Below are 24100 nucleotides of genomic sequence, written 5' to 3'. Positions count from 1 at the left end.
CGACGCCGCTCACCGGTCTCAGTCGTCCCGGCCGTTGTCGTCGTCCAGATCGTTGTCGTCGTCGTTGTCGTTGTCGTCGTCGTTGTCGTTGTCGTTGTCGTCGTCATCATCGTTCCGGTCGTCCCAATCGTCGTCACGATCGTTCCGGTCGTCCCAATCGTCGTCGTCACGACCGTTCAGGTCGTCGCTGCGGTCATCCCAATCGTCGTTGCGGTCGTCCCAGTCGTCGTAGCGGTCGTCAGGGATCTGCGTCGGAGCCGGCGGCTGCGCTGGGACTGCCGGCTGGACAGGAACCGGATCGGCGACAGGCTGCCGCTGTTCCACCGAGATCGAGGACGGCCGCTGCTGCGTGGGGTCGTCGTCGGCGATCGCGAGTGCGCCGACGCTTCCGAGAGTGACGACAACGGCTGCTGCGCCGACGATCAAGAACTTTCCTGGCATTCTCATGACTGCTCCTTCGATCCGGGTTCTGTGGGCCACCGTTTCGGTGATGACTCAACGATGGCGGTCGAACGTGAGAAGCGAAGGAGCACAACATGAGCGAGTTCTCATACTGGATTCGGGCGGGTGCCGCGACGCGAGGGTCGACAGTCGGCCGTTGCCGGCGACGATGTCGAGACCAGAACCGGAGCGGTCGTTGGAGTGATGCTCGCCGGTGGGTCGCCACGTCGACCGACCCCCGAGAGCCTATGGTGATTCGCGATGAAAAGGATCAGAGTGTGCGTGGCCGTATCGGCGGTGTCGATGGTCCTCGTCGGCATCGGTAGTGGACCGGCTCTCGCACAGCCTGCCGCCGAGCCACCCGTCGCGACGACGACACCGCCGTTCACGACGCCCGACACCGACAGCTGCCCGTTCGCGGCGTCGCCTCCCCCTGCGATCGACCTGTCCGAGGTCCCTGCACCGGGAAGCACTGCTCCGCAGCCGCTTCCGATCCCCGCAGAGGCCGTCGGCGGCGATCGACTCGCCGAGTGCGGCGCAGTGCTACCGGACGGTGCTCCCCCACTGCCTGCGGATATCTCGGCCACCGGCTTCGTGGTGGCCGACATGGACTCCGGTTCCGTTCTGGCCGCCAAGGATCCGCACGGGAGGCACCGTCCGGCGAGCACCATCAAGGTGCTCCTCGCGATCGTCGCTCTGAACGAGCTGGACCTGAGTACCCAGATCACCGCGACCGCCGAGGATGCCGATGCGGAGGGCAGTGCCGTCGGCATCGGAAAGAACGGCGTCTACACCAATCTTCAATTGATGCAGGGTCTGGTGATGGCCTCGGGAAACGATGCAGCGCATGCGTTGTCGAGGCAGCTGGGCGGAGACGCGGCCACGGTGGAGAAGATGAATGCCACGGCTGCCGAACTGGGTGCACTCGACACTCGCACCGCCACGCCGTCGGGTCTCGACGGTCCCGGCATGGCGAGCTCGGCCTACGATCTGGCCCTCATCTACCGAGCGGCCATGCGTAATCCGACCTTCGCGCAACTGATTTCGACCGAGACCGTTCAGTTTCCCGGCTACCCGAGGGATCCTACGATCCCGGACGACCAAGACCGGCCCGGGTTCACCCTCTCGAACGACAATCAGCTGCTCTACAACTACGAGGGAGCACTCGGCGGCAAAACCGGGTACACCGACGATGCTCGCCAGACATTCGTCGCAGGAGCTGAGCGGGGCGGTCGACGTCTCGTCGTGACGATCGTGAAAGGCGATGTGCTGCCGATCCGGCCGTGGGAGCAAGCGGCCCGCCTGTTGGACTACGGGTTCGCGCTCGATTCGAGCCGCGGCGTAGGCGAACTCGTGGAGCCGCAGTCGACGTCCGCGGTGACGAGCACACGCGCGCCCGAGGCCACGCCGACTCTGGCCCAGCCGCCCGCATCGGCCTCGGGGTCGAGCTCCCGCCAGTCCGAGATGCAGGCTCAAGGCGACACCGTCGTGCGCATCGCGATAGGTGTCATCGGTTCGATCGTGGTGATCGGGCTGCTGTGGGGAGCTCGACGGCTTTCGCGCAACCGTTGATCAGCGGCGTCTGTTGCGCAATCCCGCGACACCGAGTGCAGCGAGGGCACCGGCACCCACCAGCGCCAGCCCGCCCGTCACGCCCGGTCCTTCGCTGACCTCGACCCTGGTGTTGATCACGGCCGGTTCCGGTGCCGGAACATGCGCTTCTGCGAGGCTTTCGCGAGTCGTCGCAGCGAACGCCGTGGAGAACAGCACCAGCCGTGACGTCGTGAAGACGAACACCAGCAGACCGATGATCGGTCCGAACACCACGCCAGCGGGGCCACTCGTCACCGACGCCAGGTAGATGGCACCGAGCTGCTTGAAGATCTCGAACCCGACGGCGGCCAGCAGAGCACCTTTGGCTGCACTGCGCCACGACACGGGCTCGCGCGGCAGCCGCGAGATCACCCAGGTGAACAACGCCCACGTGCCCGCCAATGCCAGGAGAATCGAGAACACACGCAGTGCGATACCGACTCCCGGAACGGAGTCGAGATTGGCCCACTCGAGAATGCTGCGCATCACATCACCACCGGCAAGCGCCGAGAGCGCGAGCGACAACACCAGTGCAGTGCCCAGCCCGAGCAACGCGGCGAAGTCCTTTGCCTTGGTCGCGAGAAAACCGCCCTGCTCGTGCTGGCTCTCCCACATGGCGGTCAGTGCCTCCCGCAGGTTGGCGATCCATCCGAGACCTGCGTACAGAGCGCCGAGCAGACCGATGATGCCGACGCTCGTCCGCGATTCGATGGCCGTCTCGATCAACGAACTAATGGTCTCACCGAAGCTGCCGGGCACGTTCTCGGCAACCTGGGACTGGATCTCGGCAAGCCACTCGGGCTGACTCGCCAGCACGAAACCGGCGACCGCAAAGGCGACCATCAGCAGCGGGAACAACGCCAGCACACTGAAATACGTCATGCCTGCCGCGTAGTAGTCGCCCTTCTGACCCTGATATCGCTGCGCCGCAACGACGGTGTGATCGAGCCACGGCCACCGGTTGCGCCGGTCGTCGAGCATGGCCTTGAAATCTGGCATGGCACTCACCTTCTCGCTGTCGTCGCCTGCTGTCGGATCGTGTCACCGCGGTGCTGCGCCTCGAAGTACTTCTTGCCGAAACGCAGCACGACGAAACTCAGTGTGCCGTAGATGCTATGCACCGGGCGGCAGGAAACCCACCCGGTCGTAGACCTGAGCAAGCGTTCGACCCGCAACTTCCCTGGCTCGATCCGCACCGGCCGCGAGGATGCGATCGAGTTCGGCGACGTCGGACATGAAGCCGTCCATCCGCTCGCGCAATGGAACTACGAATTCGGTCAGGACGTCCGCGGTGTCGGACTTGAGGTCGCCGTATCCCTTACCCGCGTAGCCGGCCACGAGATCCTCGATACTCGTACCTGACAAGGCAGACTGGATGACCAGCAGATTACTGACCCCCGCCTTGTTCTCGGTATCGAACACGATGTCGCGTTCGTTGTCGGTCACCGCCGAGCGAATCTTCTTCGCCGACACCTTCGGGTCGTCGAGAATGTTGACGATGCCCGCCGGATTCGACGTGGACTTACTCATCTTCGCGGAGGGATCCTGCAGATCGAAGATCTTCGCAGTGCCCTTGATGATGTGCGCATCGGGCACGACGAACGTCTTCTTGAACCGAGTGTTGAAACGCTGCGCCAGATCACGAGTCAACTCGAGGTGTTGCCGCTGATCCTCGCCCACGGGTACCAGATTCGGCCGGTAGAGAAGGATATCGGCGGCCTGCAGAATCGGGTAGGTGAACAGACCGACGCTCGTGTGATCGCGACCTTGCTTGGCGGACTTGTCCTTGAACTGCGTCATCCGCGCCGCTTCGCCGAACCCGGTGATGCAGTTCAGAACCCACGCCAACTGCGCATGCTCGGGCACCTGACTCTGCACGAACAGCGTCGACTTCTCCGGATCGATTCCCACCGCGAGCAACTGCGCCGCGGCCACTCGGGTGCGGCGACGAAGCTCCTTGGGATCCTGCGGAACGGTGATCGCATGCAGGTCCGGGATGAAGTAGAACGCGTCGAACTCGTCCTGCAACTCCACCCAGTTCCGCACCGCACCCAGGTAGTTACCGAGATGGAACGAATCGGCAGTCGGTTGGATGCCGGAGAGCACCCGCCGACGCGGACCCTGCGGAGTGTCGATGGAGTCGGAAGAAGACATACCGCAATCTTTTCACGACCCCATCGATGCCCACTTCCTGGCTCTAGCGGTAGCGCACTGTCACCGGAGCGTGATCGGACCACCGCTGGTCGTACGCCTCGGCCCGCTCCGTGTTCGCTTCCTTGGCGCGCTCGGCCAGATCACTGGTGGCCAACTGATAGTCGATCCGCCAGCCGGCGTCGTTGTCGAAGGCCTTGCCGCGGTAGGACCACCAGCTGTACGGACCGTCGACGTCCGGGTGCAGCGCCCGTACGACGTCGGTCCAGGGAGCCTTCTCGGCGAGCAATCGCGTCACCCACTCGCGTTCCTCGGGCAGGAAGCCGGAGTTCTTGCGGTTGGTCTTCCAAGCCTTGAGATCGGCCTCGGTGTGGGCGATGTTCCAATCGCCGCACACCACCACGTCCCGGTCGTCGGACTTCGCTGCCTTGGCCGTCTTGGCCAGGTACTTCGCGAACGCCGCCATGAAGCGTTCCTTCTCGTCCTGACGCTCGGTGCCCACCTCGCCCGAGGGCAGGTACAGACTCGCGACGGTGATATCGCCGAAGTCGCCTTCGATGTAGCGACCGGCATCGGCGAATTCGGCGGCCCCGATGCCGGTGCGAATCGCATCGGGAGCCGCCTTCGACAGCAAGGCCACCCCGTTGCGTCCTTTCGCGGACGGCTCGGCCGAGGCCAGGTGCCAGCCCGCATCGAGGGCCGGGGCCAGCGCCTTGGTCAGTTCCCCGTCGTTGGCACGGGTTTCCTGCAGGCAGATGACGTCGGCATCGGTGGCCTCGAGCCACGGCAACATGCCCTTACGAACAGCTGCGCGAATTCCGTTGACGTTGACAGTGGAAACAGTGATCGGCACGCCGACGACGGTAGCGGAGCCCCCCCCGACAGACGGCGGGCCGCCTTCCGGTGGGCGGCACTGGCCCGTCACCGACGCCTGGGCTTGGCCCCGGGCTTGGGCGCGGTGACCACCGATGTCACCTCCGGCACTACCACCGGTTCTCGGTCGATGCGTCGGTAGACGAGGTGCTGCTGGGCGTAGGTCCAGATGTTGTTGCTCACCCAGTACAGCAACACCGCGACCGGAAGCACCGGCCCACCGACGAGCACGCCTGCCGGGAACACCCAGAGCACGAGCTTGTTCATGATCGCGGTCTGTGGGTTGGCGAGCGCCGCTGCGTCCTGCCGGGCGACGGACGCCCGCGAGTTCAGGTGCGTGGCCACCGCAGCGACGATCATCAGAGGGACCGCAACGAACGCGATGCTCCACACCGACGGCACTCCCCCGAACGGACCGAAGGCCTCGAGCACCTCCCGAGAACTGTTGACGGCAGCCGAGATCGGCGCACCGAAGAGCCGTGCGTCGAGGAAGGACTGCACATCGGCGGCGCTGAAGACGTAGTTCGCGGTGTTCGCATTCTCCTGCGCCGTCATACCGAGATGACCGAATCCGGTTCCGGTTCGGTTGAACGAGCGCAGCACGTGCAGCAGACCGATGAAAACCGGGCCCTGCGCCAGCAGGGGCAGGCACCCCATCAGGGGGTTGAAACCGTGTTCCTGCTGCAACTTCCGCATCTCGGCTGCCTGCCGAGCACGGTCCCCCGAGTACTTCTTCTGTACGGCCTTGATCTGTGGTTGGAGTCTTTTCATGGCGAGCTGAGAACGAATCTGACTGACGAACGGCTTGATCAGCAGCAAGCGCAACGTGAAGACCAGGAATATCACCGCCAGGGCCCAGGCGAACCCGTTGTCGGGGCCGAACACGGACCCGAAGACTCTGTGCCAGAACCACAACACCGCGGATACGGGATAGTAGACGAAATCGAGCATGGTGGAGCACCTCACTGTGAGAGAAGTCGGTCGGTTGGCGTCTCGACCGGATCTCGCAGTGGCTCAGGAGACCTGGAGCCACCGGTCCGGTCCACGGACCGGACCGGGGGCTCTGGGCATGGGGCGACCTGGCGCATCGGGTTGCTGTTGCCTGCGGAACGATCCCCGAAGTCGCCGCCCGTCCGCGCCTGCAGCGCACGACGACAGCGGTGCGATCACGGCGAGGTCGGACGGCGCACCGAGCACGACCAGGGATGCCGCGACCAGCGCACCGAACATCGCTATCTGTGCGGCGGGTTGGGCGTCGACGACGGCGAAGACGACGAGCAGGACGGCCAGGACGCCGACCATCGTCCCGGCGTAGCGTCGAATTGCCAGGTGAAGGGTTCGAGAGTCGAGCATCTTCGGTTCCTTGTCACAGCCTCGCGGACAACGGGTTGCGAAGGCGTGGGGGAACTTTCGAGTTACAGTGCCCCCACCAGTGCACCGGGTGCGCGGGGTTGCGGGCGGCCCGGAGCATCCGGGCGATGTTGACGCCGGAACGCACCTCGACGGTGGCGTTCCTCTGCGGTGGGGCCGACATTCGGCAGTAGGCGCAGCAGTGCCGGCACATCGACCCGGTGCGCGAGCACCATCAGCGTTGCCAGCGCCGCGACGAGGATCAGCGCCAAGTCTGCGGTTGCGGTCGGCATCGTCAGGTACAGCGACACGAGAAGCAGCGACGTGACGACCATGCTCTGATATCTCATCCCGCACCTCCCTGACGTGTCACCGAACCCGAGTCGTTGCTCAGGGTACAGATATCGACGGGTCTGTGCACCACTGCCATGTGTTGCCCACTCGCACCACGCCGCGGCCTTGTACACACGCTCGCGTGAAGTCTGGCAATCGATCCAGTTCCGCGTCGGCGTCGGACGACAACCCACTCAGATAGAAGACATCGATACGTCCGGTCTGCTCGAATCGCTCCACGTTGTGCCGTGCGATGTACGCATCCGGATTCAGAGCCGCCAGCGCGAGCACGGTGAGAACCGCACCGACTCCCACAGCTCTCGGTAGCCAGCGCCCCGACATCCGCACGCCCGACGCCAGAACCAGTACGAACACCGATGCCAGCCACCACTCGACGGCCGTGACGAACAACCTCAGCGTCGTGTAGCCGTACTGCTGCTCGTACAACGACATTCGATGCAGGGCCGACGCAACGATCACCAACGACAGCAGGCACAGCGCTCCGAGCAACGCCCGCAACGCAATTCGATCTCCCCGGTCTTCTCGCCGAGCCTTCGCGACCGTGACCGCGATGACGAGCAGTGTCAATACCGTGACCGCGAGCAATTGCCAGAAGCCCTGCCGGGCGTATTCGGCATTGGTCAGCCCCTCGGTGGTGCGGACGTGCCCCTGCCCGCCGAACAGCGTGGGCACCTGGAACCCGACGAACACAACGAACAGAGCCACCACCGCCCCGAGGGGAACCATCCACTCCCACAACTGCAGTGTTCGACGCGGCGACGGTGCGAGGCGATCGAACCGAGGCGGATGCAGCGCGACGTAGGCGACGGCGAGCGCACCTGCTGCGGTGAGCACGAAGACGAGAATACGACCGGCGATCGACGCGGCATCGAACTCGGGTGTCACCGCGCCCAATGCATCCGAGAAACGCTTGTCGGCCGCACCGAACAACGCTGCGAACACGACGAGGAGCGCGATCGTGACAATGGAGACCATGCCGATCCGCACCGGCCGTGGCCCCTCCAGATCGATCGAACCGGCTCCGCGTCGGGTCCACCGAGCCACGCGCACCGGCAGAAACACCGGTAGTAGACCGCCGAGTGCGATTCCCGTCCACGTCCAGGCACGGGAGAGCACCACCACTGCGACCACGATGGCGAGTGTCGTCGACATCGTCACGATCCACTCGGCCGCTCGCAGCGCAGACACGCTCGCCAGTGCCAGCACTCCTGTCACCCCTGCCCATTCCCACCCCGAGAGCCTGCCGCGGCGCGCTGCGAGCACAACGATCACGAAGGCCAGGGCGGTGATCAGCACACCGAACGTGTTGTCCACCAACGTCACTGCTCCGATGAGCCCGGCAACAGCGGACCCGAGGAGCACCACACGGGGGGCCCGCGCATACCGCAACACCGGCCAGGTGCGAGGACCCCACATAGAGTGACCGTGCTTCGCTGTCGGATGAATCGGAGTGTCGATCGTGGTCATGGCGCTTCCTTTTCTGTGTTTCGGGCATGGAAGGTCGGCGGCTGCGGTCCGGGGACGTACAGTCGCGGTTCGGGTGGATCGAGAGAGTCAGTGCTCGGGGATGGCCACTCTGATGTGGCAGCCGACTTCGCTGTCGAGAACTTCGATGGTTCCGCCGTGCAGTTCGGTGGCCCAGCGGGCGATGCCGAGGCCCAGACCTGTTCCGCCATCGGTGGATCCGCCGCGAGTGAATCGGTCGAACACCGCATGGCGATCGGCGAGCGTGATGCCTGGGCCCTGGTCGACGACGTCGAATGCATACGCTCCGCCGATTCGATGGGCCCGCAGCGTCACGGTGCTCGAATGGGGCGAATGCCGCACGGCGTTGTCGACGAGGTTGGTGATCACCTGTGTCATGCGAGATCGGTCGGCCACGACGGTCGAATCACCCGGCGAGACGACGATCGACACTCGTTCTCGGTGGACGGCCGTCGCATCCTCGAGGAATTGCCGCACCGCGAACTCCTCCGGGGCAATGGTGAGCACACCGCCCTCCACCCGCGACAGGTCGAGCAGTTCGCTGACCAGATCTCCGAGTCTTTCGGTTTGGCGCAGCGCCACCGACAGCGTCGCGGGATTCGCGTCGGTCACCCCGTCGACCATGTTCTCGAGCACGGCACGCAGGGCAGCGATGGGCGTCTTCAACTCGTGCGAGACGTTGCCGATGAGTTCGCGGCGGTACTTCTCGGCGGCTTCCAGATCACTCGCCATGGTGTTGAACGCCGTCGCGAGCTCGCCCACCTCGTCCTTGGACGTTGCCCGCACTCGCGTCGAATAGTCGCCTCGCGCCATCGCTGTGGCGGCCGAAGTCATCTCGCGCAGCGGTGACGTCATCCCGTGGGCGACGAATTGTGTTGCGGCCAAGGACACGACGAGCGCGGCAAGGAGGGTGTAGCGAAATTGCCAGCCCGCCCCGATCCAGAAGACGACGCTCGCGAGCACCAGCACGATGCCCACGACGAGCGAGACCTTGAGCTTGAACGACCGCAACGGATCCAACGGGCGCGGCAGCATGCGCGTCATCGCGGCGACTCCACGGCGTAGCCCACGCCGTGCACGGTGCGGATGAGCTCGCCACCGAGTTTGCGACGCAACGCTTTCACGTGAGAATCGACCGTCCTACTGCTGGCCGAATCGTCCCAGCCCCACAGTTCCGACAGCAGCGTTTCCCGCGAGACCGCAGTGCGCGGCCGAGCGGCAAGATAGGCGAGAATGTCGAATTCTGTTCTGGTCAAGTGAATGTCACCGGAGGAATTGGTCACCCGCCGTTCCCGGTGATCGATCTGCACGTCACCGACTCGAACCGCGTGGGGTTCTGCAGCCACCGAACGCTCGGCACGCCGAACCAGGGCATGCACGCGAGCGACCAACTCGCGCATACTGAACGGCTTACCCAGGTAGTCGTCCGCGCCGACGCCCAGGCCGACGAGCATGTCCGTCTCGTCGGACTTGGCGGTCAACATCAGCACCGGGACCGGGCGGGAGGCCTGGATACGGCGGCACACTTCGAGCCCGTCGAACCCGGGCAGCATCAGATCGAGCACCACCACGTCGGGGTCGATCCGGGCGCACGCGTCGACGGCAGACGGGCCGTCGGCGGCGGTGACGACCTCGTACCCCTCGCCGCGCAGCCGAGCGGCGACGGCCTCGGAGATCGTGGGCTCGTCGTCGACGACAAGAACTGTGCGGCTCATGAGAACTGACCCTAGAGGGCGCACGTGGAGGAGCCCGTCGGGAAATGTGGAGGTTCGGTGAAGGTTGGGGCCGAAGTTCTACATCGCGTCGGGATACGGTGACCGGCCCTACGCCACTGGGCTCTGGGCGCTTCTATGCTGCGGAACGCTTGTCCATCCACATGGCGGTTGCCAGCACACCGAGACCGGCCACCGCCAGGCCCGAGCCGACGGCGGCAGGTGCCGTGTAGCCGAAGCCTGCGGCGATCACGGCTCCACCGACTGCCGCTCCGATGGCGTTGGCCAGGTTGAACGCTGCGTGGTTGAGCGACGCGGCGAGCGTCTGAGCGTCCTCCGCAACATCCATCAGACGAGTCTGTAGCCCGGGGACCACCGACGAGCCGGATGCCCCGATCAGGAAGACGAGAAGCAGCGCGGTCACCGGGTTGTGTGCCGCCACCACGAACGCGGCCAGGGACACGGCCGTTGCGGCCAGGCCGACGAAGGTGCCCTTGAGCTGGTACCGGTCGGCGAGCCATCCGCCTGCATAGTTTCCGGCGACCATTCCGAGTCCGTAGATCATCAGGGCGACCGGAACGAGCGCGCGGGCGAGACCGGCGACGTCGGTCAGAGTCGACGCGATGTACGTGTACACCGCGAACATGCCACCGAATCCGACGATGCCCACGAACAGGGTCATCCACACCTGGCTGCGGCGCAGTGCGCCCAGCTCGGTGATGGGACTGGTGGTCGGCATGGCGTCGAGTCGTGGCATCCAGAGGACGAGTGCGGCGACGGTGAGGGCACCGATGACCGCCACGAGAGTGAATGCACTGCGCCATCCCAGCGCCTGCCCGATCCAGGTCGCCACCGGCACGCCGACGACGTTGGCCACCGAGAGTCCCATCATCACCATCGCGACGGCCTTGGCTCGCTTGCCCGGTTCGGCGAGGTGGGCAGCCACGAGGACCGCCACACCGAAGTACGCACCGTGAGGCAGACCTGCGACGAACCGCGAGGCCACCAACTCGTTGAAGCTGGGTGCGAAGACGGTGCCGAGGTTGCCGAGGGTGAATGCCACCATCAGTGCCAGCAGCAACATCCGGCGCGGAACGCGAGCAGCCAGGGCCGCGATGGTCGGTGCTCCGACGACCACACCGAGCGCGTACGCGGAGATCATGTGGCCCGCGGAGGGCTCGGAGATCCCCATCGTCGTCGCGATGTCCGGCAGCAGTCCCATCGACGCGAACTCCGTGGTACCGATCCCGAATCCGCCGATGGACAGCGCCAACATCGCGAGCTTGCGGCGGGTCGAGTGCGGTCGATGACTGACACTCAGGCCACTCGACACCTTGCCGCGCACAGCGCTGACTCGGGACAGAGCGGAATCGGTGACAGTCACAGCGGTACTACCTTCGTATGCATCAAGGGGAAACGAGCAAGAACATCGGGTCGGCGAGCGACCGCGACGGTGGCACGACCCCGTAGGGAACGCGCCTGCAGTCCATTGTCTTCCTCGAATCGACGAGCTTTCGAGTTTCCGTGTGGTGATTGTGCTCACCAGAGCATCTGCTCAAGCTCTATCCGAGCCCTTCTTTCTGCGGCACTGCCGTACCCGCTAAGATCTTCGCCAGGTCATGAGTGCCAGCATCGAGCCCCGGCTTGCTGGCCGGCAACCCTCCAACCGCGGTGGGGTGCCCCGGGTGAACGACCAGGCCGATCCGGCACGTCAGTGCCGGATCGACAAGCGCGGGTCCGCAGGAAGCGGACCCACTGAACCTTCGGTCCTCAGGGTCCGAAGCCTGTCAGGAGGTTCTCTCATGTGTTGCTGTACCGATACGCCCCGTAGCGCTCGACTTCTCGAGCTTCATTCGACATTCGATTCGTCTTAGACAGACTCGTCTCAGAAAACGGAGTATCACCAGCCATGACCGATTCGACCCCAGACGTCGTCGACGCCACCGGAGCTCCCACCGAGGATCCGTTCACGGACCCCTCGGCCGAGTGGAGCTTCGAGACCAAGCAGATCCACTCCGGTCAGACCCCGGACGGCACCACGAACGCTCGCGCGTTGCCGATCTACCAGACCACCTCGTACACGTTCGACAACACCGATCACGCGGCCGCACTGTTCGGTCTCGCCGAGCCGGGCAACATCTACACCCGCATCATCAACCCCACGCAGGATGTCGTCGAGCAGCGCATCGCCGCACTGGAGGGCGGCGTTGCGGCACTACTGGTGGCGTCGGGTCAAGCCGCCGAAACTTTCGCGATTCTCAACCTCGCGGAAGCAGGCGACCACATCGTCTCGAGCCCGCGCCTCTACGGCGGCACGTACAACCTGTTCCACTACACACTCCCCAAGCTGGGCATCACCGTCTCGTTCGTCGACGATCCCGACGACCTCGAGCAGTGGCGCGCCGCGATCACTCCGTCGACCAAGGCCTTCTACGGCGAGTCGATCTCCAACCCGAAAAACGACATTCTCGATATCCCGGGGATCTCGGCAGTGGCCCACGAGAACGGCATCCCGCTGATCGTGGACAACACCGTGGCGACGCCGTACCTGTTGCAGCCGCTGAAGCACGGTGCCGACATCGTGGTGCACTCGGCGACGAAGTACCTCGGCGGGCACGGAACGGCCATCGCGGGCGTCATCGTCGACGGTGGCACCTTCGATTGGACGCAGGGCCGTCATCCCAACTTCACCACCGCGGATCCCAGCTACCACGGCGTCGTGTTCGCCGATCTGGGTGCGCCCGCGTTCGCATTGAAGGCACGCGTTCAACTGTTGCGTGACATCGGTGCCGCGGTCTCGCCGTTCAACGCCTTCCTCATCAGTCAGGGTCTGGAGACATTGAGCCTGCGGATCGAGCGGCATGTGGCGAACGCTCAGAAGGTGGCAGCCTTCCTCGCCGGACGCGAGGATGTCGTCTCGATCAACTACGCCGGACTCGAATCGTCCCCCTGGTACCAGCGCGGGCAGGAATTGTTGCCGAAGGGCCAGGGCGCGATCATCGCGTTCGAGCTGCAGGGTGGTGTGGACGCGGGTAAGAAGTTCGTCGACGCTCTGACCCTGCACAGCCATGTCGCTAACATCGGAGACGTGCGTTCACTCGTCATCCACCCCGCATCCACCACGCATTCCCAGCTGACCCCCGAAGAGCAACTGGCATCGGGCGTCACTCCCGGCCTGGTGCGTCTCGCCGTGGGCATCGAAGGAATCGACGACATCATCGCCGATCTCGAGGTCGGATTCAGCGCGGCGGCATCTTGAGTCACAGCTGCGACACAGGCGTTCGTCCGGAGGCGGTTCTTCCGTCTCCGGACGGGCGGTTGGGAACCATCGACATCGGCGGTCTCGATCTCGAGAACGGCGCTCGAATCCCCGAGGTCACCGTCGCGGTGCAGCGGTGGGGCGAACTCGCCACCGACCGCAGCAACGTCGTGCTGGTCGAACACGCCCTCACCGGGGACTCGCATGTGTCCGGTCCGCCGGACGCCGATCACGCTCTGCCAGGTTGGTGGAACGGAATGGTCGGGCCCGGCTGCCCCATCGACACCGACGAGTGGTGCGTCGTGGCAACCAACGTGCTCGGCGGCTGCGGCGGGACCACGGGCCCGAGCAGCGTCTCTCCCGACGGAATGCCCTACGGGTCTCGCTTTCCGGACATCTCCATCCGCGATCAGGTCGCTGCCGAGGCGGCTGTGGCCGACGTCCTCGGAATCGAGCGGTTCGCAGCCGTCGTCGGCGGCTCGATGGGCGGGATGCGCACACTCGAATGGATCGTGGGCCATCCCGACCGAGTGGCTGCCGCGTTGGTCCTCGCGGTCGGTGCCAGGGCAACTGCCGACCAGATCGGTACACAGACAACTCAAATCGCCGCGATCAAGGCAGATCCAGGATGGCTCGGTGGCAACTATCACGACACCGGCACCTCGCCGACGGCCGGACTCGGCATCGCTCGGCGCATCGCGCACCTGACGTACCGGACCGAGAGCGAACTCGACATCAGGTTCGCAAACTCACCGCAGAACGACGAAGACCCGTGGGCCGGTGGCAGATACTCCGCACAGAGCTACCTCGAGCATCAGGCTGCCAAGCTCGTCAACCGGTTCGACGCTGCGACGTACGTCCTGCTCAGCGAGGCGATGAACCGCCACGATGTGGGCCGCGGCCGCGGCGGAGTGGCCGAAGCCCTTGCGTCCACAGCTGTTCCGACCATCGTCGGCGGAGTCGATTCCGATCGGCTGTATCCGCTTCGACTGCAGAAGGAGATCGCTCGCGAACTCCCCCAGTGCCGCGGACTCGAAGTGATCCAGTCTCGTGACGGACACGACGGCTTCCTCACCGAGGCCGATTCGGTGGCGAAGCTGCTCGCCGAGACGATGGAGCTGGCCCGCCTCGGACGACGCTGACGCCACTCTTGTCCGGCCGGCGCGTCGGCCCTGAGTCAGTCGGTTCCCAACGGATCGATCGACAGCGACAGGAACACGATCGCTCCGCCGACGCAGCCCAGCGCCAGCACATCGAACCCGCGGCTGCGTACTTGCAGTGTGCCGACACGGGTTTCGGGTAGGCACAGCCGCAACACGGCTGCGAGCAGCGCGGCGCACCCGAAGATGAACGAACCGCGCCGCCAGCGATCGGCCAGCACCAGGATCAGCGCGGCGAGGACAACGACCGAGACTGCGACGATCGGTAGGTTGCGCGCAACTGCCGCGCGAAATCCCGCGTCGGGCTCGCTCCGCGCATCCTCTGTGTCGCTCACGTCCGGTTCGCTCAGCTCTCGGCGGCGACGCGTTCGGCGCGCTCGACGACATTGGTGAGCAGGAAGGCCCGTGTCAGCGGTCCGACGCCGCCGGGGTTGGGCGACAGGAATCCGGCCACCTCCGCGACACCGTCGGCGACATCGCCGCGCAGTCCGTCCTCGGTGCGGGTCACCCCGACGTCGAGCACGGCAGCGCCGGGCTTGACCATGTCCGCAGTGATCAATCCGGGCACGCCGGCAGCGGCGATGACGATGTCTGCGCGGGAGACCTCGGCCGCCAGATCGCGAGTTCCGGTGTGGCACAACGTGACCGTCGAGTTCTCCGAACGTCTCGTGAGCAGCAGGCCGATGGGTCGCCCGACCGTCACACCGCGGCCGATGACCACCGCGTGCGCACCGTCGAGCTCGACGTCGTACCGGCGGAGCAGGTGCACGATCCCGCGAGGCGTACACGGCAGTGCGGCCTCCTTGCCGAGCACGAGACGGCCGAGGTTGATCGGGTGCAGACCGTCCGCGTCCTTGTCCGGATCGATTCGCTCGAGGGCAGCGTTCTCGTCGAGTTGTTTCGGCAACGGCAGCTGGACGATGTAGCCCGTGCAATCAGGGTTGGCATTGAGTTCGTCGATGACGGCTTCGAGATCCGCTTGGGTGATGTCCGCAGGCAGGTCTCGACGAATCGAGGTGATGCCGACCTTGGCGCAGTCGTTGTGCTTGCCCCGTACGTACGCGGCCGAACCGGGATCGTCGCCCACCAACACGGTCGCCAGACCCGGGGTGATGCCCTTCTCACGCAGCGTCGCCACGCGGGCGGTGAGATCGACGAATATCTCGTCACGGGTCGCTTTGCCATCGAGAATCGTTGCAGTCACCCGGTCATTGTTCCAGGTTCGGCGTCAGCAGCGGCGCGCCGGTCCCGTCACCGCCGTCAGCCCTCGACGACGAGCCCGTGTGCTCCCGCGTGCGCCACGGCCTGCATCAGCTCGATCTTCGCGTTGCGCAGGCTCGCGCTCACCCACAGCGATGCGTCGGCGACGGCTCCGCGCAGATCGGCATCGTCGAACTTCGCGTCGACGGTACGGGCACCTGTGAAATCGACCGAGCGTGCAGTGGCCTTCCGAAAGTCTGCGGAGACAAGGTTCGCTTCCCGCATCCGGCACCCCGTCAGATCGAGGCCCCGAAGGTCCGCGTTGCCCAGTGACGCGAGGGTGAAGTCGACCTCGTCGTACGTCGCTGGACGCATGCGACTGTCGACGAACATCGATCCCATCATGGTCGAGTGACGAAAAGTGCTGTGCTGCAGATTGGTACGAGTGAAGGTGCACGATCGAAATGCGGAGTTCGTGTGAATCGATTCGGTCAGGTCGGTGCCGGTGAAGTCGCATTCGGTGAACACCACCGACTCGGTTCGGACACCGCTCATGTCCGCATCGCGGAAGGTGCACCGCACGAATTGCCTGCCGGTCCACTCCTGCCCGTCCAGTCGCGTGTCGGAAAAGTCCTCACCGATCGTCTGTTCGTCGTCCACCTGCCCCATACTTCCCGGGTTCGTGATGGCAGAGTGAACCGGGTGTTTCGACTCATGTTCTTCGAGCCCCGCATCCCACAGAACACCGGAAACGCGATTCGCCTGGTCGCCGGGACCGGCTGCGAACTGCACCTGGTGGGCCCGCTCGGCTTCGACATGTCCGAACCGAAGCTCAAGCGGGCCGGGCTCGACTACCACGATCTGGCGTCGGTGACGGTGCATGCCGACCTGCCGTCGGCCTGGTCAGCGATGGCTCCGACGCGTGTGTTCGCCTTCACCGCCCACGCGACCCGGCCCTACGCCGACGTCGCGTACGAACCCGGCGATGTGCTCCTCTTCGGGCCGGAACCCACCGGATTGCCCGACGACGTCTTGGACGACCCACACGTGACCGATCGACTTCGAATCCCCATGATCCCCGGCCGTCGATCCCTGAACCTGGCCAACGCGGCGGCGGTCACGATGTACGAGGCCTGGCGGCAACACGGCTATCAGGGCAGCGTCTGACGGGTTTGCGTTCGAGCGCGCTCGAAGTCATAGCGTGCGTTTCATGACTCGAACACCTACTCCACCACGAACATGGCTCTTCACCGGGGCATCCTCCGGTCTGGGCGCGCTCTGACCGAGACCGCGTTGGCAGCAGGCGAGACCGTGGTCGCGGCGATGCGTCGCCCCGAACGCATCGACGACCTGTTCGCCGAGTATCCGGAGTCGCTACTGCCGATCGAGTTCGATGTCCGAGACACCGGGTCCGCGCCCGCCGTGATCGACGCGGCAATCAGCCGGTTCGGACGGATCGACGTACTCGTCAACAACGGTGGCGTCGGACAGATCGGTTCCGCCGAGGAAATCGACGACGCCCGGTTGCGGGACATGCTCGAACAGCATGTGATCGGTCCTGCCGCTCTCACTCGCGCCGTGCTGCCGGGGATGCGCGCGCGAGGCACCGGCACGATCGTGCAGATGAGCAGTCAGGGCGGCCGCATCTCGTTCCCTGGTGCGGGCTCGTACTCCGCTGGAAAGTTTGCGCTGGAGGGCTGGTCGGAGGCACTGGCAGGCGAGGTCGCACCGTTCGGGATTCGAGTTCTGATCGTCGAGCCGAGCCGCTTTCGGACCGCTTTCAACAGTGCCGACGTGCTCGAACGCGCCACACCCGTGGAGGTGTACGCCGACCTTCTCGGCGATTTCAGGGCGGACATGCTCGCGGCCGACGGTCGGCAGGAAGGCGACCCGCACCGAGCGGCTCTCGTCATCCGTCAGTTGGTCGGGGCAGAGTCCGCTCCACTGCGTATTCCTCTCGGACGCGAGGCCGTCCGACGGCTGCGCGAGTCGTACCGTCGTGAACTGGTGTCTGTGGAGACCCACGCCGAACTGTCATGCAGCGCGGACTTCCCGGGTGTACCCGAACCCGTCCGCCCGGTCTGACGGCTGCGCCCGGACTATCTTCTGTACTCATGGCGACGACGGACTTGATGAACAGGGCGCTGGCGGCCGTTGCGGATTCGGAGGCACCGTTGACCGCCGAACTGGTTCACGAGTTGATCGAACCAGGCGAACTCTCCGAACCGCTCGGCATCGCCGAGGTCGCCGAGTTGCTCGATATCTCCCCGCACACGCTGCGGTACTACGAGCGGTGCGGCCTGATCGAGGTTGCTCGCGACGGACTCGACCATCGACGCTACGACGATGCGGCCGTCCGACGGATCGTGTTCCTCACCCGCATCCGGTTGTCGGGGATGCCCATGCGCGACCTGCAGCACTACGTCGAATTGGTGGACGGCGGGGAACACACCGTTCCGGAACGACTCGACATGCTCGTCGGGCATCGAGACAACGTCCGACGTCGGATCCGCGAACTGCAACTCTCGCTGGTGGCAACCGAATACAAGATTGCAACGTACGGCGGTGCCACCGGTCCGTGACAATCGTGACGTCAGGTTTTCGATCGTTGCCGGAACCGGACGGCTCAGTAGCCGGCCGCTGCGATGCCGGCAACCACGGGAGCGCGGCCCGCGTTGCGTTCCGGAAGCTGCCGGGTGTCGCCCGTGCGCCTTCTTGTCAAAGGTGAAACTCTTTGTGAGGGTCGACAAATCGACCCGGCCCGAGAGGTAGTTCTTCTGTGACACCGACCTGTCGAGTTCGCCCAGGTACCGGATCGGGCTGGCGGTAGCCTCGAACTATCGGCCGGAATGCGGGCTGTCCGGCGGGGATCGAGAGCCGCCCGGTAACGATTTGCTTTCGTTCGGACGGTGTCGAGGACCACCGACGTTCGGAGTCGAAGGGCGCCTCCAACGCGAGCATCGGACGCGCCTATTCCACCGAAAGCTTCAGCGGTGGAAAAGAACTCGCTGCATCGGACGCAGCGCACGACATAGACCCGAACGTGCATCGGGCGGCCACGACAGCTGCAGCCGGGGTGCGAGAAACCGGACTTCTACGACGATCCGTCACCGGATGCCGGCGGCACCGTTACACAATCCGCACCTGCTTGCTGCCATGGAGTCCCAGAGCGGGGTACCGTGTGCCGCACCGGCCCGTTTTCGCTCGTGAAGGAGCTTCCTGTTGTTCTCTGTTTCCCTACCCCGCCTCTCGTCCTCCACCTCCTCCTCCGCGCGCACGTCGAGTCGGTTCGGTAGTCGAATTGCCCGCACCGCAGCAATATTCGCGATGGGCTCCGGACTGACCGTCGCAGCCCTGTCGGGCACGGCCACCGCGTCGGCAGCCCCCGTCAACTGCGTGTCTCCGCCGTCGGCCAACGACATCCAGGTCGATGACACCGCCAGCTGCGGAGCTACCTCGAACGGCACCGGACGGGCCACCGCAGGTGCTGCCGACAGCGGCACCGCAGTGAGCGTCAACGACGGCCCCGGCTCGACTACCACCTACGCCAACGGCTACGGCGTCGCACTCGGAGCAAGCAAGAATGCGGGGACGGCCTACGCACTCGCACTCGGCGGAGGAATCGCTCACTCGTGGGCCGACGCAGGACAGACGACTCTCGCACTCGCCGGGTGGGGATCCGGAGCCACCTCGGAGGCACGGGGTGTCGATTGTGTCGGACCGCTGTCGTTGGCACTGAACCTCACGAGCGGTCAGTTCTGCGTCCTCGGTAGCTGATTGCCCGATCGCACAACACGACTTCGGTCGAACGGAGCCGATTACCCCGACACGAACCCGTCGAGGTAATCGGCTCCTCCTACATATACGGTGCGACCGGACTTCTCGATCGGCCCGACGGCAGCGTCCACCACAGCCGCCGCGAATTCGGCAACCGTGGGAAGCGCGCCCTGAGCGGTGCGCGCGGCCACCGCATCCGGATTCCGGCGTTCAAGCAGAGTGACGACGATGGTGCCCTCGATCATGTCGCCGGAGACCACAACCAATTCGATACCGCGAGAATTCATTTCCAGAATCATGTCGCGAAGGGCGTCCTCGCCTGCTCGCTTGCTCGCAGCAATGGGCTCGTACTCGACGGGCACGGGCTTCCTGCCGTAGAAATGCGCCTGATGACTGGTGAGAAAGACGATCCGTGAGCCTGGTTTCATGCGGTCGGCGACCGCTCGAGCCATTGCCACCTGCGCGTCGCGATTGATGCTCATGGCGTATCCGGGATCTGCACCGAGCTCGAGCCCACCAGACGCATTGAGAACCAGAACGTCGATTGCGCCGAACTCAGCAACGACAGCGTTCAGCATCGCGTCGACTGCTTCGGGGTCGGTGACATCGGCACCGACGGCGAGTGCGCGCCCTCCGGCCTCCTCGATCGTGCGCACAACGGCATCGGCTCGACGCTTCTTCTCGCGGAAGTTCACAGCAATCGCAGCGCCTTCGGCACCCAGTTGCACCGCGGTCTCCGCTCCGATACCCCGGGACGCACCAGTAATCAATACCGATCTTCCGACTGCTCGCTGCTTCATCGACGCCTCCACTTCGATTTTCGAACTGCTTCGATTTTCGAATCACTATGATCGAGCGCGATGGAAATGGCAAGCACACCCAGCCGTTCGATGTCGGCCGTCCTCGACCTTCTGGGTCAGCGATGGAACATGCGCATTCTGTGGGAACTACGCAGCAGCCCCCTTGGCTTCCTCGAGCTACGGCGACGCACCGATGACATCTCATCCAGCGTTCTTGCCACGCGTTTGCGCACCCTGATCGAAGCGCGCGTACTGATGAAGGACTCCGACGGCTCATATCGCCTCACCGAACTGGGTGAAGAATTGGGGCCGGCACTCGAACCACTCTGGCAATGGGCACAGCGGTGGAACGAGGACACCGAAGTGACCGATCACCAGCCCTGACCAGACGATTCGGTCCCCTCGAAGCGATTTTTCCGTTTGTGTCGGTGGGTCGAGTTACGCTTCTTTCAGTTCGAACAGGCGTTCTTGTTTCGGCTCACCGGGGGGGTGAAAAGGATGGGTGCAGTACCGACTGTGTCGTTGGAGGCGTTGACCGCTGCCGCACGCGCAGAGAATCGTCAAGCTTTTCGCAAGATCACCGCCTGCTATCGCGTGCACTGCGACTGGATTACCCGCGACACCAAACACAAGCACTACAGCCGATACGGACGCACCGAAATGGCAGTGGCGTTGGGTTGCTCGGCCACCGTCGCCGAGGGGTACGTGTCCGTCGGAGTTGCCCTGCATACCCGGCTTCCACTGGTGAAGAGCGCGTTCGAGTCCGGGGAGATCGACCTCCCGCGAGTACGGACGGTGTGCCGGATCCTCGACAACCTCCCCGACGAGATCCTCACGTTGGTCGAGGACGAGATCGTCGAAGCAGCCCGCCGGTCGTCACCGGGTCCCCTCGAGCAGGAGATCTGGGACATCCTGCTCCGTGTCGCACCCGAGGAAGCCGCAGCACTAAGGGAATTCGCGAAGAAATTCCGGACCATCACCTACAGCCCCGCCGGCGAACTCGCCCGCATCCGAGCGGAATTGACCGCACCCGAAGCCGCCGCCGCCTGGCAACTCCTCGAAGAAATGGCCGACACCCTCTGCCCGAAAGACCCCCGCGGCAGAAAAGAACGCCTGTGCGATGCGTTCATGGCCCGCATGCACGGCGAACCCCACCTGGCATGCCTGTGCCAACGCGATGACTGCCCGAAAAAGGATGCGGCATTGCCGGATTGTCGGGCTCCGTTGACGATGATCACCGTCGACATCGCCACCCTGCTCGGACTGCTCGCCAACCCCGCTTACCTGGCCGGACACGGATCCATCGATGCGGATTTGGCGAGGGAGTTGGCGCGCAACAGTAACTGGCAGATCCTGCTCACCGAAGCAGTCACCCTCGCCGAGAAACTCGGACTCGCACACCAGAACACCGAGACGGGTGACTGGGAACGAACACCGAAAGATCAGAAGCAGGAGTCGGACTCGGAGTCGAACACAGATACCGATACGGCCACGAACACTGAAGCGACAGCAACAACGGCAACCAGCACCGAAACGGCAACCGCAACGACAGCGAGCACCGATACCGCACCGGCACCGGAATCCGCTGCCGGTCAGGGAACAGAACCCGACCATGGCTCCGATCCTGCACCGTCGCATGCAGCATCGGCGCGAGGCCCGGTCGGCGCATCGAGTTCGACACCCGACCCGACCGGAGAACCACCTCGAACACCCGATCCAGCACAAGCACCTGCGCCGGTGCCCACGTCGACACCGGAGCCAGCACCCGGCGATGCTTCCGATCGACCCGAAACCCTCACTGCTCCAGATCGACCCGAGCAACCCAGGCCAGCACCGGCGACACCGACAACGGGGCCACCACCAACAACAACCCCCACGCAACGAAGACTCCTCGGGCCGGAACCGGGCACTACGACATCACCGGCTCCGATGGATGAGCAAACGGAGGACGCCCCTGCCCATCCATCGGCAGACCCCAGTCCACCCGACTGCGGCGGCAACGAACCTCAACGACGGACCCAATCCCTGACCTCCGCTGCAGCCCTGTTCTACACCCACACCCCCGTCGGCCGAGGCACACGGCACAGCTCTGCCCTCGACCTGAACGACATCCGACACCCCGCCCGCAACATGAAGGCCCTCGACCTCCGCTCGATGGTCTGGCCGAACCACCACACCCTCCACACGCCCGCCGGCATCCACCTCGGCAACGCCTCCCTCGCCGCAGCCCTCGAAGCCGCCATCGCCGCCGACCCCACCCTCGGCAAGCCCGTCGGACGCGACCCCCTCACCGATCGAGCCCTGATCTACCGACCCGACGCCCTCACCATCGCCGCCGTCCGACTCCGCGACCGACACTGCCGATTCCCCGACTGCCACCGCCCCGCCGCACGCTGCCAACTCGACCACATCGACCCCTTCGACCACACCAACCCACTCGGCGGCGGCTGGACCACCGTGAACAACCTGCAATGCCTCTGCGAATACCACCACTCCGTCAAAACAGCCGGCTACTGGACCGCCGTCATGCTCCCCGGCGGAGCCATCCTCTGGCGATCCACCTCGAAGACCACCCGCATCACCCTGCCCGCCAACGCAACCACCGTCCCCAACCTCGACAACGATCTCAGACCACACATCCCCACCCAACCGAAACGATCCGGCATCATCGCCTACCCCAACCCACCCGACAACAACGAGCCCCAAACGGAACCAACGGCCGAGGACACCGAAGACCCACCATTCTGACCACAGGCCGCTCCGGGGAGTAGCCCACGGCACGGCAGACCCGGGACGGCCGGCGCACCACCTGCAGTGCCGGCGAACCGGATCTACGCAGCCTGCAAAACTCTTGTCTCCCCTAGACCTGCATACTCGAGAAATGAGCAATCCACGTGCAACCGCTCGCCCCCGAGCGCTGACGTTGCACGGCCGCATCCGGGTGTTGACGATGAGCGTGGCAGCTCTAGCCGTAGCGGTGAGCGCTCTGGCGATCTATCTCGTCGCGGAACAGGCCCTGCGCTCGCAGATCGTCGACCGCGTCGAACGCAACAGCGACGCCATTATTGCCAGCGCTGCAACGGGGGTACCGGCCAACCTGCTCGGTTTTCGCATCGAAGACACCGAGGGGACCGCGGTGAAGGTCGCGTTCGCGACGACCGACGGCACTCTGGTGACGTCGTCGAACGGCTCGGAGCCGTTCACCAATTCCAACGGAGTTCTGGACGACCCGGAAATGTCTGTCATCGACGGCACGACGAATCAATCCCTGCGCGAAGTACGTGGTTACTACATCTCCGCCAAACGCACCGACGCCGGCGAAACGATCATGGTGGCCGAATCGCTCAGCGCCGCGTCACCTCTACTGGCCAAACTGACGCTGGCACTCGTTCTCGTCGGAGCCTTTCTCGTTGCGCTCGCAGGCGTCGCCGGTGCCGCAGTCGCACGTACCGGACTCCGCCCCGTGACACGACTGCGTGCCGGTACAGAACGCGTGGCCCGCACACAAGATTTCGAGCCCATCGACGTCAACGGAGACGACGAACTGGCTTCACTGGCCAATAGCTTCAACGAGATGCTGGCGTCCCTGTCTCGTTCACGAGCACGCCAGGGCCAGTTGATCGTCGACGCCGGGGCGGAACTGATGGAACCGTTGACAGCACTGCGCACCAACATCGATCTACTGATGTCTCTCGACCGGCCGGACACCCCAGAGATGCCGGAGGACCAGCAGGACCGATTGCGCGTCGAAGTGATCGCTCAGATGGACGTCATCATCGGTCTGGTGCACGACCTGGTCGACCACGCCCGGGAACCCGCGCCGACCCCGCAGTGACGCCTACCGCCGATCGAGCCGACAGAACGGCCGTCGACTGTTAAGGACGACACGCGCACCCCGGTCAGCTGTTCGGACGCTTCCCACAACCGGCGCGCGTCGTCCATGTT

General features: G+C 64.9%; 25 protein-coding genes and 1 riboswitch. Of the genes, 10 read left to right on the top strand and 15 right to left on the bottom strand.

Going from position 1 to position 24100, the window contains the following annotated elements; translation table 11 throughout:
- Nucleotides 1–18 precede the first annotated feature (18 nt).
- Nucleotides 19–447, bottom strand: a complete 429-nt coding sequence (locus tag MTX35_RS10075) for a hypothetical protein (RefSeq protein ID WP_243594822.1) — start codon at nucleotides 445–447, stop codon at nucleotides 19–21.
- Between the two features lie 255 nt (nucleotides 448–702).
- On the opposite strand from MTX35_RS10075, the gene MTX35_RS10070 reads away from it, so the two are divergent.
- The gene (locus MTX35_RS10070) at nucleotides 703–2013 is read left to right on the top strand and encodes a D-alanyl-D-alanine carboxypeptidase family protein (RefSeq protein WP_243594821.1); all 1311 of its coding nucleotides are present in this window, start codon (nucleotides 703–705) and stop codon (nucleotides 2011–2013) included.
- Here MTX35_RS10070 and yhjD read toward each other — a convergent pair whose 3' ends face one another.
- From yhjD to MTX35_RS10020, 10 genes are all read right to left on the bottom strand, one after another.
- Nucleotides 2014–3033 carry an inner membrane protein YhjD gene (gene yhjD / locus MTX35_RS10065; RefSeq protein ID WP_243594820.1) on the bottom strand — a complete coding sequence of 340 codons (1020 nt, stop codon included), beginning with the start codon at nucleotides 3031–3033 and terminating at the stop codon, nucleotides 2014–2016.
- A gap of 114 nt (nucleotides 3034–3147) precedes the next feature.
- Entirely contained in the window at nucleotides 3148–4188 is a 1041-nt protein-coding gene (trpS, locus tag MTX35_RS10060) for a tryptophan--tRNA ligase (RefSeq protein WP_243594819.1), read from the bottom strand.
- A gap of 43 nt (nucleotides 4189–4231) precedes the next feature.
- Entirely contained in the window at nucleotides 4232–4978 is a 747-nt protein-coding gene (locus tag MTX35_RS10055; RefSeq protein ID WP_279395831.1) for an exodeoxyribonuclease III, read from the bottom strand.
- Between the two features lie 128 nt (nucleotides 4979–5106).
- Complete coding sequence (gene yidC, locus MTX35_RS10050; protein WP_243594817.1) at nucleotides 5107–6009, bottom strand: membrane protein insertase YidC; 903 nt, start codon at nucleotides 6007–6009, stop codon at nucleotides 5107–5109.
- A 63-nt stretch (nucleotides 6010–6072) separates the two neighbouring features.
- A complete protein-coding gene (locus tag MTX35_RS10045) occupies nucleotides 6073–6411 on the bottom strand; it encodes a DUF6412 domain-containing protein (protein WP_243594816.1) in 339 nt (112 codons plus the stop codon).
- A 62-nt stretch (nucleotides 6412–6473) separates the two neighbouring features.
- Nucleotides 6474–6758, bottom strand: a complete 285-nt coding sequence (locus MTX35_RS10040) for a DUF6412 domain-containing protein (RefSeq protein WP_243594815.1) — start codon at nucleotides 6756–6758, stop codon at nucleotides 6474–6476.
- A 40-nt stretch (nucleotides 6759–6798) separates the two neighbouring features.
- A complete protein-coding gene (locus MTX35_RS10035) occupies nucleotides 6799–8229 on the bottom strand; it encodes a DUF4153 domain-containing protein (RefSeq protein WP_243594814.1) in 1431 nt (476 codons plus the stop codon).
- Between the two features lie 87 nt (nucleotides 8230–8316).
- Complete coding sequence (locus MTX35_RS10030; protein ID WP_243594813.1) at nucleotides 8317–9291, bottom strand: HAMP domain-containing sensor histidine kinase; 975 nt, start codon at nucleotides 9289–9291, stop codon at nucleotides 8317–8319.
- Nucleotides 9288–9962: a response regulator transcription factor gene (locus MTX35_RS10025; RefSeq protein ID WP_243594812.1), complete on the bottom strand. Its 675-nt coding sequence runs from the start codon at nucleotides 9960–9962 to the stop codon at nucleotides 9288–9290. The genes MTX35_RS10030 and MTX35_RS10025 overlap by 4 nt, the downstream gene beginning before the upstream one ends.
- 133 nt (nucleotides 9963–10095) lie before the next feature.
- Complete coding sequence (locus MTX35_RS10020; RefSeq protein WP_243594886.1) at nucleotides 10096–11235, bottom strand: MFS transporter; 1140 nt, start codon at nucleotides 11233–11235, stop codon at nucleotides 10096–10098.
- Between the two features lie 339 nt (nucleotides 11236–11574).
- Nucleotides 11575–11697: riboswitch (SAM riboswitch) on the top strand.
- A 171-nt stretch (nucleotides 11698–11868) separates the two neighbouring features.
- Here MTX35_RS10020 and MTX35_RS10015 point away from each other — a divergent pair.
- Together MTX35_RS10015 and MTX35_RS10010 are read left to right on the top strand one after the other, a co-directional pair.
- The gene (locus MTX35_RS10015) at nucleotides 11869–13218 is read left to right on the top strand and encodes a bifunctional o-acetylhomoserine/o-acetylserine sulfhydrylase (protein WP_243594811.1); all 1350 of its coding nucleotides are present in this window, start codon (nucleotides 11869–11871) and stop codon (nucleotides 13216–13218) included.
- Nucleotides 13212–14360 (top strand): homoserine O-acetyltransferase, encoded by a 1149-nt coding sequence (locus tag MTX35_RS10010; protein WP_374230273.1) that lies wholly within the window; start codon nucleotides 13212–13214, stop codon nucleotides 14358–14360. Before MTX35_RS10015 ends, MTX35_RS10010 begins: the two co-directional genes overlap by 7 nt.
- 35 nt (nucleotides 14361–14395) lie before the next feature.
- On the opposite strand, the gene MTX35_RS10005 is transcribed toward MTX35_RS10010, so the two are convergent.
- From MTX35_RS10005 to MTX35_RS09995, 3 genes are read right to left on the bottom strand one after another with little or no spacing between them, the layout of a single operon-like run.
- Nucleotides 14396–14713, bottom strand: coding sequence for a DUF3017 domain-containing protein (locus MTX35_RS10005; RefSeq protein WP_243594809.1), 318 nt, complete (start codon nucleotides 14711–14713; stop codon nucleotides 14396–14398).
- Nucleotides 14714–14724: 11 nt separating this feature from the next.
- Nucleotides 14725–15582, bottom strand: coding sequence for a bifunctional methylenetetrahydrofolate dehydrogenase/methenyltetrahydrofolate cyclohydrolase (locus MTX35_RS10000; RefSeq protein WP_243594808.1), 858 nt, complete (start codon nucleotides 15580–15582; stop codon nucleotides 14725–14727).
- Between the two features lie 56 nt (nucleotides 15583–15638).
- Entirely contained in the window at nucleotides 15639–16247 is a 609-nt protein-coding gene (locus MTX35_RS09995) for a pentapeptide repeat-containing protein (RefSeq protein ID WP_243594807.1), read from the bottom strand.
- A 33-nt stretch (nucleotides 16248–16280) separates the two neighbouring features.
- On the opposite strand from MTX35_RS09995, the gene MTX35_RS09990 reads away from it, so the two are divergent.
- From MTX35_RS09990 to MTX35_RS09975, 4 genes are all read left to right on the top strand, one after another.
- Nucleotides 16281–16745: a tRNA (cytidine(34)-2'-O)-methyltransferase gene (locus MTX35_RS09990; protein WP_243594806.1), complete on the top strand. Its 465-nt coding sequence runs from the start codon at nucleotides 16281–16283 to the stop codon at nucleotides 16743–16745.
- A gap of 72 nt (nucleotides 16746–16817) precedes the next feature.
- Nucleotides 16818–17663, top strand: a complete 846-nt coding sequence (locus MTX35_RS09985; protein ID WP_243594805.1) for an SDR family NAD(P)-dependent oxidoreductase — start codon at nucleotides 16818–16820, stop codon at nucleotides 17661–17663.
- 29 nt (nucleotides 17664–17692) lie between these two features.
- Complete coding sequence (locus MTX35_RS09980) at nucleotides 17693–18160, top strand: MerR family transcriptional regulator (RefSeq protein ID WP_243594804.1); 468 nt, start codon at nucleotides 17693–17695, stop codon at nucleotides 18158–18160.
- A gap of 640 nt (nucleotides 18161–18800) precedes the next feature.
- The gene (locus tag MTX35_RS09975) at nucleotides 18801–19355 is read left to right on the top strand and encodes a DUF6764 family protein (protein ID WP_243594803.1); all 555 of its coding nucleotides are present in this window, start codon (nucleotides 18801–18803) and stop codon (nucleotides 19353–19355) included.
- Between the two features lie 41 nt (nucleotides 19356–19396).
- Here MTX35_RS09975 and MTX35_RS09970 read toward each other — a convergent pair whose 3' ends face one another.
- Complete coding sequence (locus MTX35_RS09970; protein WP_243594802.1) at nucleotides 19397–20155, bottom strand: SDR family oxidoreductase; 759 nt, start codon at nucleotides 20153–20155, stop codon at nucleotides 19397–19399.
- A 66-nt stretch (nucleotides 20156–20221) separates the two neighbouring features.
- On the opposite strand from MTX35_RS09970, the gene MTX35_RS09965 reads away from it, so the two are divergent.
- The 3 genes from MTX35_RS09965 (at nucleotide 20222) to MTX35_RS09955 (ending at nucleotide 23990) form a co-directional block, all read left to right on the top strand.
- Nucleotides 20222–20539 carry a helix-turn-helix domain-containing protein gene (locus tag MTX35_RS09965; RefSeq protein ID WP_243594801.1) on the top strand — a complete coding sequence of 106 codons (318 nt, stop codon included), beginning with the start codon at nucleotides 20222–20224 and terminating at the stop codon, nucleotides 20537–20539.
- A gap of 114 nt (nucleotides 20540–20653) precedes the next feature.
- On the top strand, nucleotides 20654–22903 hold the full coding sequence (locus tag MTX35_RS09960) for an HNH endonuclease signature motif containing protein (protein ID WP_243594800.1): 2250 nt from the start codon (nucleotides 20654–20656) through the stop codon (nucleotides 22901–22903).
- 133 nt (nucleotides 22904–23036) lie between these two features.
- The gene (locus tag MTX35_RS09955) at nucleotides 23037–23990 is read left to right on the top strand and encodes a HAMP domain-containing protein (protein ID WP_243594799.1); all 954 of its coding nucleotides are present in this window, start codon (nucleotides 23037–23039) and stop codon (nucleotides 23988–23990) included.
- Nucleotides 23991–24100 lie beyond the last annotated feature (110 nt).

It is taken from the genome of Rhodococcus sp. ARC_M12 (genome assembly GCF_022810385.1).
Classification (GTDB): domain Bacteria; phylum Actinomycetota; class Actinomycetes; order Mycobacteriales; family Mycobacteriaceae; genus Rhodococcoides; species Rhodococcoides navarretei.
The sequence above is the reverse complement of the archived record's forward strand: the minus strand, read 5'-3'. Positions and strand labels throughout refer to the sequence as shown.